General features: G+C 58.4%; 17 protein-coding genes and 1 tRNA gene. 2 read left to right on the top strand and 16 right to left on the bottom strand.

Features of this window, described 5'->3' with window-relative positions:
* Nucleotides 1-84: 84 nt before the first annotated feature.
* Nucleotides 85-273, bottom strand: a complete 189-nt coding sequence (locus tag JNX03_RS04585) for a DUF3553 domain-containing protein (protein WP_203211248.1) — start codon at nucleotides 271-273, stop codon at nucleotides 85-87.
* A gap of 32 nt (nucleotides 274-305) precedes the next feature.
* On the opposite strand from JNX03_RS04585, the gene JNX03_RS04580 reads away from it, so the two are divergent.
* A complete protein-coding gene (locus JNX03_RS04580) occupies nucleotides 306-899 on the top strand; it encodes a histidine phosphotransferase family protein (protein ID WP_203211247.1) in 594 nt (197 codons plus the stop codon).
* 16 nt (nucleotides 900-915) lie between these two features.
* Here the strand turns inward: JNX03_RS04580 and JNX03_RS04575 are convergent, their stop codons facing one another.
* From JNX03_RS04575 to JNX03_RS04535, 9 genes are all read right to left on the bottom strand, one after another.
* Nucleotides 916-2,181 (bottom strand): glutamate-5-semialdehyde dehydrogenase, encoded by a 1,266-nt coding sequence (locus tag JNX03_RS04575; RefSeq protein ID WP_203211246.1) that lies wholly within the window; start codon nucleotides 2,179-2,181, stop codon nucleotides 916-918.
* A 58-nt stretch (nucleotides 2,182-2,239) separates the two neighbouring features.
* Nucleotides 2,240-3,346, bottom strand: a complete 1,107-nt coding sequence (gene proB, locus JNX03_RS04570) for a glutamate 5-kinase (RefSeq protein WP_203211245.1) — start codon at nucleotides 3,344-3,346, stop codon at nucleotides 2,240-2,242.
* A complete protein-coding gene (gene obgE, locus JNX03_RS04565) occupies nucleotides 3,334-4,368 on the bottom strand; it encodes a GTPase ObgE (protein WP_203211244.1) in 1,035 nt (344 codons plus the stop codon). Before obgE ends, proB begins: the two co-directional genes overlap by 13 nt.
* Nucleotides 4,369-4,389: 21 nt before the next feature.
* On the bottom strand, nucleotides 4,390-4,926 hold the full coding sequence (locus tag JNX03_RS04560; RefSeq protein WP_203211243.1) for a GNAT family N-acetyltransferase: 537 nt from the start codon (nucleotides 4,924-4,926) through the stop codon (nucleotides 4,390-4,392).
* A 2-nt stretch (nucleotides 4,927-4,928) separates the two neighbouring features.
* A complete protein-coding gene (locus tag JNX03_RS04555; protein WP_203211242.1) occupies nucleotides 4,929-5,531 on the bottom strand; it encodes a LysE family translocator in 603 nt (200 codons plus the stop codon).
* Between the two features lie 215 nt (nucleotides 5,532-5,746).
* Nucleotides 5,747-6,016: a 50S ribosomal protein L27 gene (rpmA, locus tag JNX03_RS04550; RefSeq protein ID WP_164354390.1), complete on the bottom strand. Its 270-nt coding sequence runs from the start codon at nucleotides 6,014-6,016 to the stop codon at nucleotides 5,747-5,749.
* An 11-nt stretch (nucleotides 6,017-6,027) separates the two neighbouring features.
* Nucleotides 6,028-6,741 carry a 50S ribosomal protein L21 gene (locus JNX03_RS04545; RefSeq protein ID WP_037911495.1) on the bottom strand — a complete coding sequence of 238 codons (714 nt, stop codon included), beginning with the start codon at nucleotides 6,739-6,741 and terminating at the stop codon, nucleotides 6,028-6,030.
* 233 nt (nucleotides 6,742-6,974) lie between these two features.
* Nucleotides 6,975-7,790 (bottom strand): hypothetical protein, encoded by an 816-nt coding sequence (locus tag JNX03_RS04540; protein ID WP_231024141.1) that lies wholly within the window; start codon nucleotides 7,788-7,790, stop codon nucleotides 6,975-6,977.
* The gene (locus JNX03_RS04535) at nucleotides 7,791-8,630 is read right to left on the bottom strand and encodes a DUF2059 domain-containing protein (protein WP_203211241.1); all 840 of its coding nucleotides are present in this window, start codon (nucleotides 8,628-8,630) and stop codon (nucleotides 7,791-7,793) included.
* A 142-nt stretch (nucleotides 8,631-8,772) separates the two neighbouring features.
* On the opposite strand from JNX03_RS04535, the gene JNX03_RS04530 reads away from it, so the two are divergent.
* Nucleotides 8,773-8,862 (top strand) — tRNA-Ser (locus JNX03_RS04530).
* Nucleotides 8,863-8,915: 53 nt separating this feature from the next.
* Here the strand turns inward: JNX03_RS04530 and JNX03_RS04525 are convergent.
* The 6 genes from JNX03_RS04525 to JNX03_RS04500 all read right to left on the bottom strand — a co-directional run bounded on the left by JNX03_RS04525 (nucleotide 8,916) and on the right by JNX03_RS04500 (nucleotide 13,884).
* The gene (locus JNX03_RS04525; RefSeq protein ID WP_203211240.1) at nucleotides 8,916-9,803 is read right to left on the bottom strand and encodes an HAD-IIA family hydrolase; all 888 of its coding nucleotides are present in this window, start codon (nucleotides 9,801-9,803) and stop codon (nucleotides 8,916-8,918) included.
* An 18-nt stretch (nucleotides 9,804-9,821) separates the two neighbouring features.
* The gene (gene phnE, locus JNX03_RS04520; protein WP_203211239.1) at nucleotides 9,822-10,637 is read right to left on the bottom strand and encodes a phosphonate ABC transporter, permease protein PhnE; all 816 of its coding nucleotides are present in this window, start codon (nucleotides 10,635-10,637) and stop codon (nucleotides 9,822-9,824) included.
* A complete protein-coding gene (gene phnE, locus JNX03_RS04515) occupies nucleotides 10,637-11,458 on the bottom strand; it encodes a phosphonate ABC transporter, permease protein PhnE (protein WP_203211238.1) in 822 nt (273 codons plus the stop codon). The genes phnE (JNX03_RS04520) and phnE (JNX03_RS04515) overlap by 1 nt, the downstream gene beginning before the upstream one ends.
* A complete protein-coding gene (gene phnC, locus JNX03_RS04510; protein WP_203211237.1) occupies nucleotides 11,455-12,255 on the bottom strand; it encodes a phosphonate ABC transporter ATP-binding protein in 801 nt (266 codons plus the stop codon). The genes phnE (JNX03_RS04515) and phnC overlap by 4 nt, the downstream gene beginning before the upstream one ends.
* Nucleotides 12,256-12,324: 69 nt before the next feature.
* Nucleotides 12,325-13,299 (bottom strand): phosphate/phosphite/phosphonate ABC transporter substrate-binding protein, encoded by a 975-nt coding sequence (gene phnD / locus JNX03_RS04505; protein WP_037911724.1) that lies wholly within the window; start codon nucleotides 13,297-13,299, stop codon nucleotides 12,325-12,327.
* 192 nt (nucleotides 13,300-13,491) lie between these two features.
* Nucleotides 13,492-13,884 (bottom strand): DUF2147 domain-containing protein, encoded by a 393-nt coding sequence (locus tag JNX03_RS04500; protein WP_203211236.1) that lies wholly within the window; start codon nucleotides 13,882-13,884, stop codon nucleotides 13,492-13,494.
* Nucleotides 13,885-13,890: the final 6 nt, after the last annotated feature.

The raw sequence follows: 13,890 nt of genomic DNA, 5'->3' as shown, positions 1-13,890 counted from the left end.
CGCAATATCGCGAAGGGACGCCTGAAAATGGCACGCGCGCGGGCCGCCATTAACTAAATCTTTCGTAAATTAACTCTTTTTCAATCAAGATGTGCCATCAAAGACCGGCATCAATGCAATTCGGAAACTGTCTATGACAATTTTACCTTCGTCCCTGAAGTTCACGGTCAACTTGCCGCCGATGTTGCTTTGGACCTGTCCGATGCCCCATTCCGGGCGATCGGGATGGCGGGCCAACATGCCGGGCGTGAAAATCGCATTCAAATCTTCCATCAGCTCGCCTTTCAAAGACAGTGGTATCGCCCATGACCCCCGCACCTAATCTTGTCGCATTGGTGGGCAGCCGGATCTGCCATGATCTGATATCCCCCATCGGCGCGATCAACAATGGGCTTGAACTGATGTCGCTGTCTGGCGCCGGTGCGGGGCCGGAAATGTCGTTGATCGGGGAAAGTGTTGGCAATGCCAGTGCCCGCATCCGGTTTTTCCGCATCGCTTTTGGGGCTGCGGGGGATCAGATGATTGGCCAGACAGAGGTATGTGCGATCCTGCGCGATCTCTATGAGGGCGGGCGTTTGACGGTGCATTGGCGGCCCACCACGCCGCAACCCAGGGCCGCTGTGCGCCTGGCATTTCTGGGGCTTCTGTGTTGCGAGACCGCAATGCCCTACGGCGGTACGCTTGACGTCACGCAGCATCAGGGCGATTGGTCCCTCAAGGCGCAGGCGGACCGGCTGAGTGTCGAAGGCGGGCTTTGGGCCATGTTGACCGACGCGGCCCTTGCGGAGGATCTTCTGCCCGCCCATGTTCAATTCGGCCTGATGCCGCAAATCGCATTGGACGAAGGGCGCAAAATCACCGTTCAGGCAGACGAGACCCGCCTGACGCTGACCTTTTGATCGCGTCGCCCTGCCCTTAGGCGCGGACTGTTCCGTCACCCGTCACCAGATATTTGAAGCTTGTCAGCTGCGCCGCGCCCACCGGGCCACGGGCATGCATCTTGCCGGTTGCGATCCCGATCTCTGCACCCATGCCAAATTCACCGCCATCGGCAAACTGGGTCGAGGCATTGTGCATAAGGATGGCGGAATCCAGCCGGTTCATAAAGGTCTGCGCCGCCTGCGCGTCTTCGGTCAGGATACAATCGGTGTGGTTCGAGCCATAGCGCCGGATGTGATCAATCGCGGCTTCCAGATCGGGCACAACCTTGGCCGCAATGATCATATCGAGGTATTCGTGTCCCCAATCATCAGCCGTGGCCGCAATGGTGCCCTCTATACCCGACAACGCCTCATCCACGCGCAGCTCCACGCCCGCGTCGATCAAGGCGCGCACAACGCCTTGCCCGATGGTGTTGGCCACATCCTGATGAATCAGCAGGCATTCCGCCGCGCCGCAAATGCCGGTGCGCCGGGTCTTGGCGTTCAGCACAACTTTCAGCGCTTTCTCAGGATCGGCGTCCTTGTCGATGTAGATATGCACGATGCCTTCGAGGTGGGCAAAAACCGGCACCCGCGCATCACGTTGCACCAGCCCGACAAGCCCCTTACCGCCGCGCGGCACGATCACATCGATGGTGTCCGTCATGGTAAGCATCTCGCCCACCGCGGCCCGGTCGCGGGTGGGCACCAGTTGCACAGCGTCCTCCGGTAAATTCGCATCGCGCAGACCCTGCTGCAAACAGGCGTGAATGGCTTGCGAGGAATGAAAGCTCTCTGACCCGCCACGCAGGATCACCGCATTCCCGGCCTTGAGGCAAAGCGCCCCTGCGTCAGCGGTCACATTTGGGCGGCTTTCGTAGATCACACCAATCACACCCAAAGGTGTGCGCACTCGCTTGATGTTGAGGCCCGTGGGCTGGTCCCATTCGGCAAGGATCTCTCCAATGGGGTCTGGCTGTTCGGCCACACTGCGCAGCCCGTCGACCATGCCTTGAATGCGCTCTTCGTTGAGCATCAGGCGGTCCATCATCGCATCGGACAGCCCCTTGTCGCGACCATAGTCGAGGTCCTTGGCGTTTGCGGCGATGATCTCGGCACGGCGTTGCCAAACGGTTTCAGCGGCGCCGATCAATGCGGCATGCTTGCGCTCGGCATTGGCGTTGGCAAGAACGGCTGAAGCAGCCTTGGCGCGGGCGCCGATATCGGCCATCAAAGCGGGGATGTTATCAATGTCTTTCATGGTCTTAGGCCTGATATCTGATCTGTTGCATTAAGGCTGTGTGTGGCATTGCCGTGGTTCAAAGTGCCATATCATCGCGATGAATCAAAGCGGCCCGTCCCGGATAGCCAAGGATCGCCTCGATCTCGTCGCTGCGGTGTCCGGCGATTTGGGCCGCTTCCTGCGAGGCGTAGCGGGTCAAACCGGTGCCGATCACATGCCCCTCGGGGCTGAGCAGCGCCACGGTGTCACCTCGGCCAAAGTCACCAGCCACGGCGGAAACCCCGGCGGGCAGTAGGGATTTGCCTCGCGACAATGCTGCGACCGCGCCCGCGTCGAGCGTGACACTGCCCTGCGGTTTCATCGCCGCGATCCAGCGTTTGCGTGCAGCCTGCGGATCAACCTGCGCGGTGAACCATGTGGCATTCGCGCCCTCTTCCAATGCGGTGAGCGGGCGAAGAACCGACCCTTCGGTGATCGCCATGGCGCAACCTGCCGCCGTTGCGGTGCGGGCCGCCATCACCTTGGTTTTCATGCCGCCCTTGCTGAGGCCCGATCCGGCATCTCCTGCCATCGCCTCAATCTCGGGCGTGATGGCGTCAATGACGTCATAACGGATCGCAGTGGGATCATCGCTGGGATTGCCACTATAGAAACCATCCACGTCAGACAGCAGGATCAACTGATCCGCGCCCACGGTGACCGCAATCTGCGCGGCAAGGCGATCATTGTCGCCAAAGCGAATCTCATCCGTCGCGACGGTGTCATTTTCATTCACAATTGGCACCACGCCCAGGCTCAGCAGCTGTTCCATCGTGGCGCGGCTGTTGAGGTAGCGGCGGCGGTCCGCGCTGTCCTCAAGGGTGACAAGCACCTGCGCTGTGGTGATGCCATGGGGGGCAAGCGCCTCTTCGTATGCGCGGGCCAGCCGGATCTGGCCGACCGCAGCTGCCGCTTGGGACTGTTCCAGCGCCAGCGTTGTGCGCGGCAGGCCCAGCACCCCCCGGCCCAAAGCGATGGAGCCGGAGGAAACCAGTACAACATCACAGCCAAGGCTCTTGAGCCAGTTCACATCCTGCGCCAGCCCCAGCAACCAGTCCGACCGCAACGCGCCTGACACCCGATCCACCAGCAAGGCGGACCCGATCTTGATCACGATACGTTTGGCGTCTTTCAGGGCTGCCACGGCGCTACATCTTCCTGGGGGCGGTGGCGCAACCGGTCCTCGTCAATCTCGCCGCGCAATGTGCGCAAGACTTCGGTCACACCCTCACGGGCCACACCTGACATAAGCATCACAGGGCCGCCGGACGCTTTTTCCAATTCAGCAGAGGCACTTGCGCGTTCTTCCTCATCCAGAGCATCAATCTTGTTGAGCACGGTCACACGCGGCTTGGCAGCAAGATCGCCGCCGTAGGCTTCCAATTCATTGATGATGGTATGGTAATCCTCTGCCACGGTTGCGGAGGTGCCATCCACCAGATGCAACAGCACCGCGCAGCGTTCCACATGGCCCAGAAACAGATCACCCAACCCGCGCCCTTCGGAGGCACCTTCGATCAGGCCGGGAATGTCGGCCACCACAAATTCAGTGTTGTCCACACCGACAACACCCAAGTTCGGATGCAGAGTGGTAAACGGATAGTCCGCGATCTTGGGGCGCGCGTTCGAGGTCGCCGCCAGAAACGTGGATTTGCCCGCATTGGGCAGGCCCAGCAACCCAACATCGGCGATCAGTTTCAGGCGCAGCCAAAGTGTGCGTTCGACGCCCTCTTGACCAGGGTTGGAGCGTCGTGGTGCCTGATTGGTGGCGGATTTGAAATGCAGGTTGCCAAAACCGCCATTGCCGCCCCGTGCCAATTGCACGCGCTGCCCCACTTCGGTCAGATCCGCGATCACTGTTTCCTGATCTTCGTCCAAAATCTCGGTGCCGACGGGGACGCGCAGCACGATGTCATCGCCATCCTTGCCAGTGCGCTGTTTGCCCATGCCGGGCTGACCGTTCTTGGCAAAGAAATGCTGTTGATAGCGAAAATCAATCAGCGTGTTCAACCCATCCACAGCCTCGGCCCAGACCGAACCGCCCGTGCCGCCGTCACCGCCATCCGGGCCGCCGTATTCGATGTATTTTTCACGCCGGAACGACACGCAGCCGCCTCCGCCCCCGCCGGAACGAATGTAGACTTTGCACAGGTCGAGAAACTTCATCGGGTGGCCTTTCGAAAGGGCTTAAAGCTTGCGGCTATAGGTCCATGTGGGTACGGCAGCGTCACGCGCCACACAATAGGTTTCCGCGTCGCCCAGATAGATAAAGCCCGCATTGGTCAGCACTTTTGCCGAGGCAGGATTGTCATGATAGACGGCCGCAAACATCGCATCATTTTGCAGCGGATTGGCGTTCACCAAGGCTTGCACGGCATCAGATGCCAAATGGGTGTTCCAGAACGCGGGCGCAACCCAATAGCCGACCTCGGATTGGTTGCGATCCAGACGGGTCAGCGAAATCAGCCCCATCACTTCGTCGCCGCCTGATTTCAGCCCGTCCATGACCCAAACGTCCTCTTCGCGTGGCTCTGCCATAGCGCGGGTGATAAAGGCCTCAATGGTGCCGGGGGGCAATGGATGCGGAATGGACGAGGTGTTCTTGGCCACGCGCGGATCGCTGGCGTACATTTCGATCAAGCCTTGATCAGAGCGCCGCAATGGGCGCAGATCAAAGCGGTCGGTCGCAATCACCTGTTGGTTCACTATTTTTTGCATTTCCATCGTCATGTCCCTCCTCCGAACAGCATGAAAAGAACAGAGGCAACGGTGAGCGCCGCCAATATCCACATCAAATAAGGTTCGCCCCGTGTCCCTGCCACGGTTTTTGCAATGCGATCACCTGCAAGTGTCCAGAGCGGATGCAGAATGATCTGGCAGGACAGCAATACCGCAGCAATTGTTGCAGTTGCGATAAGGCTGGGCGTGCCGGGGGTCACAAAGGCGGTAAAACTGCCAACAATCATCGCCCAAGCCTTAGGGTTGAGCGGATGAACGATCAAGCCTGCGGCAAAGCCCGGCGCGGTGCCGGTGTCTTTGCCCTGACCAAGGCGCAGATTGGCAACCTTCCAGGCCAGCCAAAAGATATAGGCGGCGCTGAGGTATTTGAGCGTTTCAAGAACCCATGGCGCACGGCCCGCCAGCTCCATCAAGCCAAAGCCGATGGGCCAGATGATCAATTGTTTGCCGAGGGCCACACCCACCACAAAAAGCAGTGCAGCGCGAAAACCAAAGCGGGCACCCGTGGCCATCAGCGCCATATTGGCGGGGCCAGGCGTGCCAACCTGACTTGCGGCAAAGACCGCGAGGGGCAGAACGGCGATGCTCATGCCGACGCCCCATGCCCATTGCCAAAGGTCCGGCATCCGTCCACAACATCCAATCGCGCCAGACGCGGATCAGCATCCGTCAGAATGGGCAGGTTTGCTGTGATCATGGCACCATTCCTTTCTGGCTGGTGTTGTCAGGAGGGTCTTGAGCAAAAAAGAAAAGGGACCGGCGTTTCCGCCGATCCCTAAATTTTCTCAAACCTTTTGGGTACGGCTTATTCTGCGGCCTCCGCCACCGGCAGGACAGAAATGAACGTGCGGTTTTTCAGTCCCTTGTGGAACTGAACCGCGCCGTCGACAGTTGCGAAGATCGTGTGATCTTTGCCCATGCCAACGCCTTCGGCGGGCCAAAACTTGGTGCCGCGCTGACGCACGATGATGTTGCCGGGGATGACAGCTTCGCCGCCATATTTTTTCACGCCAAGACGACGACCAGCTGAGTCGCGTCCGTTACGGGATGAGCCGCCTGCTTTTTTATGTGCCATTTGGTCTCTCCTTAGCCTTTAGTCTTTTCTTGAGCCTGTGCGATCCAGCCTTCACGCTCGATCCGGCCTTTGAAAGACAGTTTCTCGTCCATCTCGGCAACGTCCGCTTCGGTCCAGGCTGCGATCTGTGCGAAGGTTGTGACACCCGCGTCATGCAGTTTCTTTTCCAGAGCCGGGCCAACGCCGGACAGTTCTTTCAGATCATCCGCGCCAGCAGCCGCTTTGGCTTTTGGTGCAGCTTTCTTTTCTGCCTTGGGGGCAGCAGCTTTTTCAGCCTTTGGTGCCGCGGCCTTTTTGGCCTTGGCTGGCTTGGCAGGGGCGGCATCGGCGGATGCGCCAGTGATAGCAGCAACAGCAGCGGCGCTCACGGAGCCTGTACCAACAGCCGCCGCAACGCCAGACTTACCAGCGCCGGACGCCATGATCTCGGTGATCTTGACCAGTGTCAGCTTCTGACGGTGGCCCTTGGTCCGCTTGGACGAGTGCTTACGACGGCGTTTGACAAAGTTGATCACCTTGTCGCCTTTGATTTGATCGACAACTTCGGCTTGAACGCCTGCATCTTCGATCACCGGCGCACCAACCTGGGGGTTATCACCACCCAGCATCAGAACGTCGTTGAATTGAACTTTTTCGCCGGCACTTGCCGCAATACGTTCAACCCGGAGCATGTCGCCGGATTGTACCTTGTATTGCTTACCGCCAGTCTTGATGACCGCAAACATTGCGTCTTCCTTTACGTCGTTGCCGCGTTCTATGGTCCCCTTGCGGGTGTTTCCGGATGGGCCTGCTGGCCTGATCCACCTCGAACAGCGCGCCCATTCGGGCGTCATTGATAAAAAACCCGAAAGCGGGAAACCCGCCGGGATGCGGGCTTATCGGGGGAATACCTGTTTAAGTCAAGCAGCTTTCCGGGCAAATCTGCATTTATCAACCAGCGACCAAGCTGCCCCAGCGATTAAAGCTCCTGTGCCGTCATATTCAAGGCCACAGCGCGGCCCAAAGCATAGGAAATATCCTCATAGGCTTTGCCAAACCCGTCAAACAGCGCGGCGTTCAGGGATTGCCCGGCCCGCGTCTGTGCAAAGGCGACATAAGCGGCCAGTTCCGCATCGCTGAGCGGCGAATAGGCCAGCAGCATATACCCATAGAGCCATGCGGTTGTGTCTTCGGTAATCTCGTCGATCTCGCTGGCGACATCGCGTAGAATATCCTCATCAGACATCTCAAGTGCCCCGCCCGTGACCAGCCCGCGCATAAACTGGTAGTTGGCGTTCATGGCGCTGGTGACGTTACGGTTGATCATGTCGCCGCCCTCTACCATCTCGCGGATCAGGGCGAGCCTTGGGTCATCGCTGCCCGCCAGCGCGGCATAACGGTCCCTTGCCGCTGCTTCGATGTCAGGGTCTTGAATGGCGGCACGGGCGGAATTTTCCAGATCGACAATCTGGATGCCCAGATCGGTGCTGAAAAACGCAATAACCTCGCCCCGATCTGCGCCAAAAACCCCGATTTTCAGATCGCGGCGAACCATTTCCACCATCCGCTCCGGGTCATAGATCGCGGCGACCTGTTGCTGCCAGCCTGCCCCGCCTTCGCCGGCAAGCATATCATTGTTGAGATCCTCGGCGTAGCTGATCCCCTCTTCGCGCAGGATCAATGCGGCCTCGCGCAGTTTCAGAACATCGACCAGCACGGTCAGCCGTGCGTCGGCCCAAGCGGGTGCCAAGGCCAGCATGAACAGCAGCGGCGCGATCAGAACGGCACGTATCATTTACAAATCCTGACTGGGCTGCATGCCCGACAGGCGCGCCGCGACTGCCTCAAACCGGTTTGCCATAATCTCGTATTGCACGGCGTTCATCAGGGCATAGACCTCCTGCATCTTGGGATGGGCAAGGGCCTCGGCATAGATGCTGACCTCCTCATCCGAAAACGCCTGATAAGTATAGGCGGAACTGGCCAGCGCACTTTGTTTGACGGAGGCCCGCAGATCGTCTTCCTGGCTGCGCATCGCCTCGCGCAGGTCCGGCTCATCCATGCGCAGCTCAATCACCCCTGCCCCGGCAGCGGCCAGCAGAAACCGGATCTGCACCTCCTGAATGGCCCGGATGGAGCTGCCCGCCACATCGGTGGCATCGTTGAGATCACGCAGGATATCCACTCGCGGCGATCCGATTTGTTCCAATCCGGCCAGAATTGCGCCGCCCGCCTCTGATTTCAGGCCGTCCTCGTCGATCATATGAGAGATGTTCTCCGCCTGAACCAAGCGTTTGCCCAGATCGCTGGCGTAGAAATCCGCGGCATGAACCAGCAAATCATCGCTGAGCGTGGTGCCAAGGATCTCAAGAGCCATGCCATGCATCAGCTCGGTGTCAAAAACCTCGCTGACCAGCCGCGACCATTCAGAGCCAAAGGCATCCGCCTCAATGCCCAACATTTGCGGCGCGGAATCTGCTGACAGCCGGATGCTCTCCAGCGCGACGTCAAATCCGGTGACTTCCAGAAAAGCATCAAGCTTTTGTTGATCCGCCGCCTCAGCGGGCCGGTGCGACAGCAAAAGCGTCAACCCCATCATCACGGCGAATATCGGAAAGCGAAGCGCGGCAGTCATAAGGCATCCTTTGCTGGGTCTTCTTATAACTTAGGCAATCATCGGCGCGGGGCAATGAAATTTCCCGTGTGCCGCCAAAAGGCGCCTATCGCCCCTTGTCACTGCGCCCCAAGCCGACTAAATGGGCGCACCAGACCCCCGCGGAGAGGTGCCGGAGTGGTCGAACGGGGCGGTCTCGAAAACCGTTGTGGGTGCAAGCCTACCCAGGGTTCGAATCCCTGTCTCTCCGCCACTATTTTTCCGATGACCTTCGTAGATTCGCCGCGCAGTATGACTGCGGCGGGTTCAGGGGCGGTCCAGAATGAAATCCGGCTGAATGCCCGAGGTCGCAATTGGCCCATCCACATCATGGCCACCAAAAAAACCATAGCCCGATATCAAAGCGGTTTTGATCCCTGCCGCCTGCCCGCCCAGAATATCTGTGTGCAGGCTATCGCCGACCATCACAGTGCGGTTCGGATCAATCCCGCCAAGCAGGTCAAACGCCATGTCAAAGATATTGCCGAACGGCTTGCCAAAGAACTGCGGCGCGATGCCGGTTGCGTCTGCGAGATCATGGGCAAAGTGCCCCGGTTCTGTGGAAAAGCCGGTCTCACGCGGCGCGACGATGTCGGGGTTGCCCACGTAAACGGGCCTTGGATTGGCCCGCAAAGAGCTGATCAACAGGTCTTGCCGCGCCGCGGTCCAGATCGCGCTGCCAAGCAGCAAAAAGGCCTCAGCGCGGTCGTAGGGCTGCGGATCATCCATTAGATAGGTGACATCAAGCCCGTCCAGATCCGCCCGTCCAAGCGCCTTGTTCGCCATCAAGCCCCAGCGCCGCGCAGGTTCTGAGCGCAGGCCATGCAGGATGGTCTTGCGGCTGGTGATCACGTCTTCGGGCGCAAAATCATAGCCAAGGCGGGCGTATTTCGCCATCAGATCCGCATGGGGGTAGCCTGCCGCATTGGAGACAACGATCACCCGTTTGCCTGCCTTTTGAAGTCTTGCCACGCGCGCGGGCACGCCCTCGATTGCGGTCTCGCCGATGTTCAACACCCCGAACGCATCCAGAAGGAAAACATCAATCTGGTCGGCAATCGCTTCGAGATGCGCCATTCTTTGACAGGCGCCACCACGGGTCACTGCGGGCAAGCGGTGGCGCACGTTTTCGTACGCCGCAAATGCTTCGTTCATGTTCAAGGCTTGGGCTCCCTAGATGATCGCGCCGCGCACCTTGGCCGACACCCATTCAGAGATCACAACCGCCGCCAGGATCACCAGCAGGATCAGCGACACCTGGGGCCATGCCAGCACATTGAGCGAGGAGGACAGTTGCAAACCAATGCCGCCTGCGCCGACCAGGCCCAGAACCGTGCTTTCGCGGATGTTGATGTCCCAGCGGAACACCGCGATCCCGGCAAAGGCCGGCAGGATCTGCGGCACAATGCCATAGGCCATCACCTGCCAACGCGAAGCGCCGGTGGCGGTGATGGCCTCGACCTGGGTTTCGTCAATCTCTTCAATGGCTTCGTAGAGAAGCTTGGCACAAAATCCGATGGACCGGATTGCGATGGCGATGACGCCCGCAAAGACCCCCGGCCCAATGATCGCGATCAAAAGCAGCGCCCAGATCAGTGAGTTGATCGACCGGGTGGACACGATGATCAACAAGGCAATGGGCCGCACGGCAAAGCGTGACGGGGTTGTGTTGCGCGCCGCCAAAAACGCGACTGGCACCGCAAGGATCAATGCAAACAGGGTGCCCAATGTGGCAATGTTGATGGTGTCCCAGATCGGCTTGCCCAATTGCGCAATATAGTCCCATTTCGGCGGGGTGGCGCGGGTCCAGATGTCATTGGCGATGCGCGGCGCATCCCAGACAAAGAACCAGGTTGTTGATTTGGAAATCTGTTGCCAGCAATAGGCAAAGACGGCGATCCCGATCAGCCAGAGCATCCAGTGAAACAGGCTTTCCCGGCCCGTCCGGCGTTGCCAGATCTTTTGGCCTTTGAGGTCTTGTACCGGCATTATTGCACCCGTGCCCTGATCACGCCGGAGAGGTATTCCAGCCCCATGACGATCACGATGATAATCAGCAGGATCGCCGCCGCTGTGTCGTATTCATAGCGGTCAAACGCGGTATTCAACGTCGCGCCAATGCCGCCTGCACCGACAAGTCCGAGGATCGCACTTTCCCGAAAGTTGATGTCGAGACGGTACATGGAAAGACCGATAAGCCGTGGCATGACTTGCGGTTGCACGCCGTAATTGATCCATTGCGTCCAGCGTGCGCCCGAGGCCTTGATCGCTTCGGCTTGCACCTTGTCCATGCTTTCGATGTCTTCGGCCAGCAGTTTGGACAAAAAACCGATGGTGGCAAAGCTGAGCGTGAGAAAACCTGCAAGCGGCCCAAAGCCAAAGATCGCGACCAGCAGGATGGCGACGATGATCTCTTGCAAGGCGCGGCTGATGGCAATGATGCCGCGGCAGATCAGATAGACCGGCAAAGGGGCAACATTGCGGGCGGCACCCAAGGCAATCGGGATCGAGATTGCGATCCCCACCACAGAGGCGGCGACGGTCATTATGATGCTTTCCTTCATGCCTTCGTAGATGTCAGAGGACCGGGTGGTGAAGTCGGGGTTGGCAAAGGCAAGAACGAACTTTTTACCCCGTTCTAGCCCCTCATAGACTCGCGTCCAATTTACTTCGATGGTCATATATGCGGCGATCAAATAGGCGAGCGCGGCCAGCAGCAATGTCCATCGCAGCCAGGGCCGCTGAATGAAGGGCGGTTTTTTCCACGGCTTGCCAATGCGGCCCGCGACGTCAAAGGCTGTATCGCTCATAACACCGCACCTTCGGTCTCAAGCTCGTCCTCATCGACGGCCTCAATGGTCGCTTCCCAGTCTTCTTCGCCGTAAATCTCGGTCAGTTTGTCCGGCGTCAGCCCATCGGGCGGCCCGTCATAGACCATCTCGCCAAAGCGCAGGCCAATCACCCGTTGAACAAACCTCTGGGCCAAGGCGACATCATGGATGTTGATGATCGCAGCCAGCCCGCGTTCTTTGCACAGCTCACAAATCAGGCGCATGATCTGGCGGGAGGTTTTGGGATCAAGTGATGCGGTCGGTTCATCGACCAGCAGAAGCGCGGGGTTTTGGATCAAGGCGCGGCAAATGCCGACCCGTTGCCGTTGCCCGCCAGACAATTCATCCGCGCGTTTGTCCGCCATATGAGCAAGGCCGACACGGTCCAGCAGGCGAAACGCTTCGTCGACATCCGTTTGCGGGAACCGGCGCAGGAAGCTGCGCCAAAATCCGACATACCCCAAACGCCCGGACAGTACATTTTCCATCACAGAAAGCCGTTCCACCAAGGCGTATTCCTGAAAGATCATGCCCATGCGCCGGCGTTCCTTGCGCAGCATCCCCGAGGACAGGCCGGTCAATTCAACATCACCCAAATAGACATTGCCCGAGGTCGGTTCGACCAATCGGTTTATGCACCGGATCAATGTGGACTTGCCCGCCCCCGATGGGCCGATAAGCGCCAACACCTGCCCTTCCGGTATCTCCAGATCAACCGCCTTCAGCGCCTGATCCCCGGTCTTATACGTCTTCACAAGCTTCTCAAGCCGCAGCATGAAAGCCCCCCCTACCCCAAGCACATTTTTGTTGGAAAGGGCGGGCACATTGGCCCGCCCAATCAAGGATTATTCGCAAGCGTAGCTGACGCCATTTGCCGCGTCGATCTTGCGGATCACTTCCCAGAATTCCTGATAGGTCATCTCAAGGAATTGGCCCTCGTTTGATTTCTCAAACTCCGCCTGCAGCGATGTGCCTTCCCACTCAAAGTTAAAGAACGCGTTGCGGATCTTGTCCTTCAGCTCGGGCGTGAGGTTGTGTGCCGTGCCAAAACCGGTGGTGGGGAAGGTTTGCGATTTGTAGATCACCTTGACTTGATCTTCGGTGATCACGTCCCGGCTCAGCATCCGCGCCTTGACCGAATTGGCGATAGAGGCCGCCATGTAGTCTTTGTTGGCCACACCCAGGATCGAATTGTCATGCTTGCCCGAATAGACCGGTTCAAAGTCCCGCTCTGGCAGCATGTCAAAGTCGCCTTTCAAAATCGCGCTTGGCGCTTTGAAGCCTGAGTTTGACGTGGGCGAGGTAAAGGCCAATTGTTTGCCTTTGATGTCCTCAACCTTTTCGATGCCGGAACCGGGGTACGTGATGATCTCCATCTCGTAGCCGAAATTGCCGTCTTTGGACGCCATAATGGTAAAGGGGTTAAACCCGGCGCAGTTCACAGCCAAAGGGTTGGACCCGGTGTTGAAGCCCGCAATGTGCAAACGTCCCGACCGCATCGCCTCAATCTGGGCGGCGTTGTTCTGAACGGGAAAGAAGACCACAGACTTGCCGGTCTCTTTCTCCAGATGGGTCAGGAAATCAGACCATGCCTCTTTATAGACGGCGGGATCTTCGACAGGTGTATAGGCAAAGATCAGTGTATCGGGATCGACCTGATCGGCCGGATCTGTGGGCGTGTCCGCAATCAGATCCCCGTTCACATCGCAAAATCGCTTGTCCAGATCACCGCGCGGGCAATCCTCAGCGGCGGCGGGTCCGGCGATGGCCAAAGTCAGCGAAAAAGCCGCACCAGACAAAAGAGTGTTCATTAATTTCATGTAATATCCTCCCAAGCTTAGGAGGCTAGCGGTAACATTGATCTAGGAAAAGCTATTTTTGAGGATATTTTTGCCCTGCTGCGCCCAACAGGTTAGCGCAACCAGCATTTGTTAGAGCGCAAACAACTTTTGCACCTCACATTGTTATTGTCCTGCGCGGCTGTTTTTTCGTTTCAACACCTTTTGCGTAAATCAACGCAGGCGGGTCCAGTCGACGTTCACACAGGTTCCGCTGTCGCAGTTCTGGAACCGCATAATGTTTCCGCTCACCTGCATTCGCGAGGCCAGGACGCGGTTGCCTTGCGGCTCCCATATCTTGCCTTGATAGCTGCCATCTGGCTGGATCTGCATATCCAGCAGCATCCGGCGGCCGACAAAACTGGACGGTGTGTCATAGCCGAACCTGTCTTTTGTCCGCTCAATCTGGCCACAGATCGACCGGCCGCAAGGCTTGGTGCGCACATGCACGACAAGACCGGATGTGTCAGGCGGTGATTGCCACAAGCCCACAGGCCAATCTGCCGCTGCCGGACCGGCAGAGAACATGCAAAATACAAGCGGAAACAACAGTTTAGAAAACTTCATTGCATC

The organism is Sulfitobacter mediterraneus, from assembly GCF_016801775.1.
Classification (GTDB): Bacteria; Pseudomonadota; Alphaproteobacteria; order Rhodobacterales; family Rhodobacteraceae; genus Sulfitobacter; species Sulfitobacter mediterraneus_A.
This window is presented reverse-complemented; position numbering and strand designations above follow the sequence as displayed.

What these genes read in the sequence shown, in the direction of transcription:
- JNX03_RS04525 (WP_203211240.1), bottom strand. Translation starts at nt 9,803, where the DNA reads ATGAACGAAGCATTTGCGGCGTACGAAAACGTGCGCCACCGCTTGCCC.
- JNX03_RS04535 (WP_203211241.1), bottom strand. Translation starts at nt 8,630, where the DNA reads ATGACTGCCGCGCTTCGCTTTCCGATATTCGCCGTGATGATGGGGTTG.
- JNX03_RS04580 (WP_203211247.1), top strand. Translation starts at nt 306, where the DNA reads ATGACCCCCGCACCTAATCTTGTCGCATTGGTGGGCAGCCGGATCTGC.
- phnE (WP_203211238.1), bottom strand. Translation starts at nt 11,458, where the DNA reads ATGAGCGATACAGCCTTTGACGTCGCGGGCCGCATTGGCAAGCCGTGG.
- JNX03_RS04555 (WP_203211242.1), bottom strand. Translation starts at nt 5,531, where the DNA reads ATGAGCATCGCCGTTCTGCCCCTCGCGGTCTTTGCCGCAAGTCAGGTT.
- phnE (WP_203211239.1), bottom strand. Translation starts at nt 10,637, where the DNA reads ATGCCGGTACAAGACCTCAAAGGCCAAAAGATCTGGCAACGCCGGACG.
- JNX03_RS04540 (WP_231024141.1), bottom strand. Translation starts at nt 7,790, where the DNA reads ATGATACGTGCCGTTCTGATCGCGCCGCTGCTGTTCATGCTGGCCTTG.
- JNX03_RS04560 (WP_203211243.1), bottom strand. Translation starts at nt 4,926, where the DNA reads ATGGAAATGCAAAAAATAGTGAACCAACAGGTGATTGCGACCGACCGC.
- rpmA (WP_164354390.1), bottom strand. Translation starts at nt 6,016, where the DNA reads ATGGCACATAAAAAAGCAGGCGGCTCATCCCGTAACGGACGCGACTCA.
- JNX03_RS04545 (WP_037911495.1), bottom strand. Translation starts at nt 6,741, where the DNA reads ATGTTTGCGGTCATCAAGACTGGCGGTAAGCAATACAAGGTACAATCC.
- JNX03_RS04585 (WP_203211248.1), bottom strand. Translation starts at nt 273, where the DNA reads ATGGAAGATTTGAATGCGATTTTCACGCCCGGCATGTTGGCCCGCCAT.
- obgE (WP_203211244.1), bottom strand. Translation starts at nt 4,368, where the DNA reads ATGAAGTTTCTCGACCTGTGCAAAGTCTACATTCGTTCCGGCGGGGGC.
- phnC (WP_203211237.1), bottom strand. Translation starts at nt 12,255, where the DNA reads ATGCTGCGGCTTGAGAAGCTTGTGAAGACGTATAAGACCGGGGATCAG.
- JNX03_RS04500 (WP_203211236.1), bottom strand. Translation starts at nt 13,884, where the DNA reads ATGAAGTTTTCTAAACTGTTGTTTCCGCTTGTATTTTGCATGTTCTCT.
- phnD (WP_037911724.1), bottom strand. Translation starts at nt 13,299, where the DNA reads ATGAAATTAATGAACACTCTTTTGTCTGGTGCGGCTTTTTCGCTGACT.
- JNX03_RS04575 (WP_203211246.1), bottom strand. Translation starts at nt 2,181, where the DNA reads ATGAAAGACATTGATAACATCCCCGCTTTGATGGCCGATATCGGCGCC.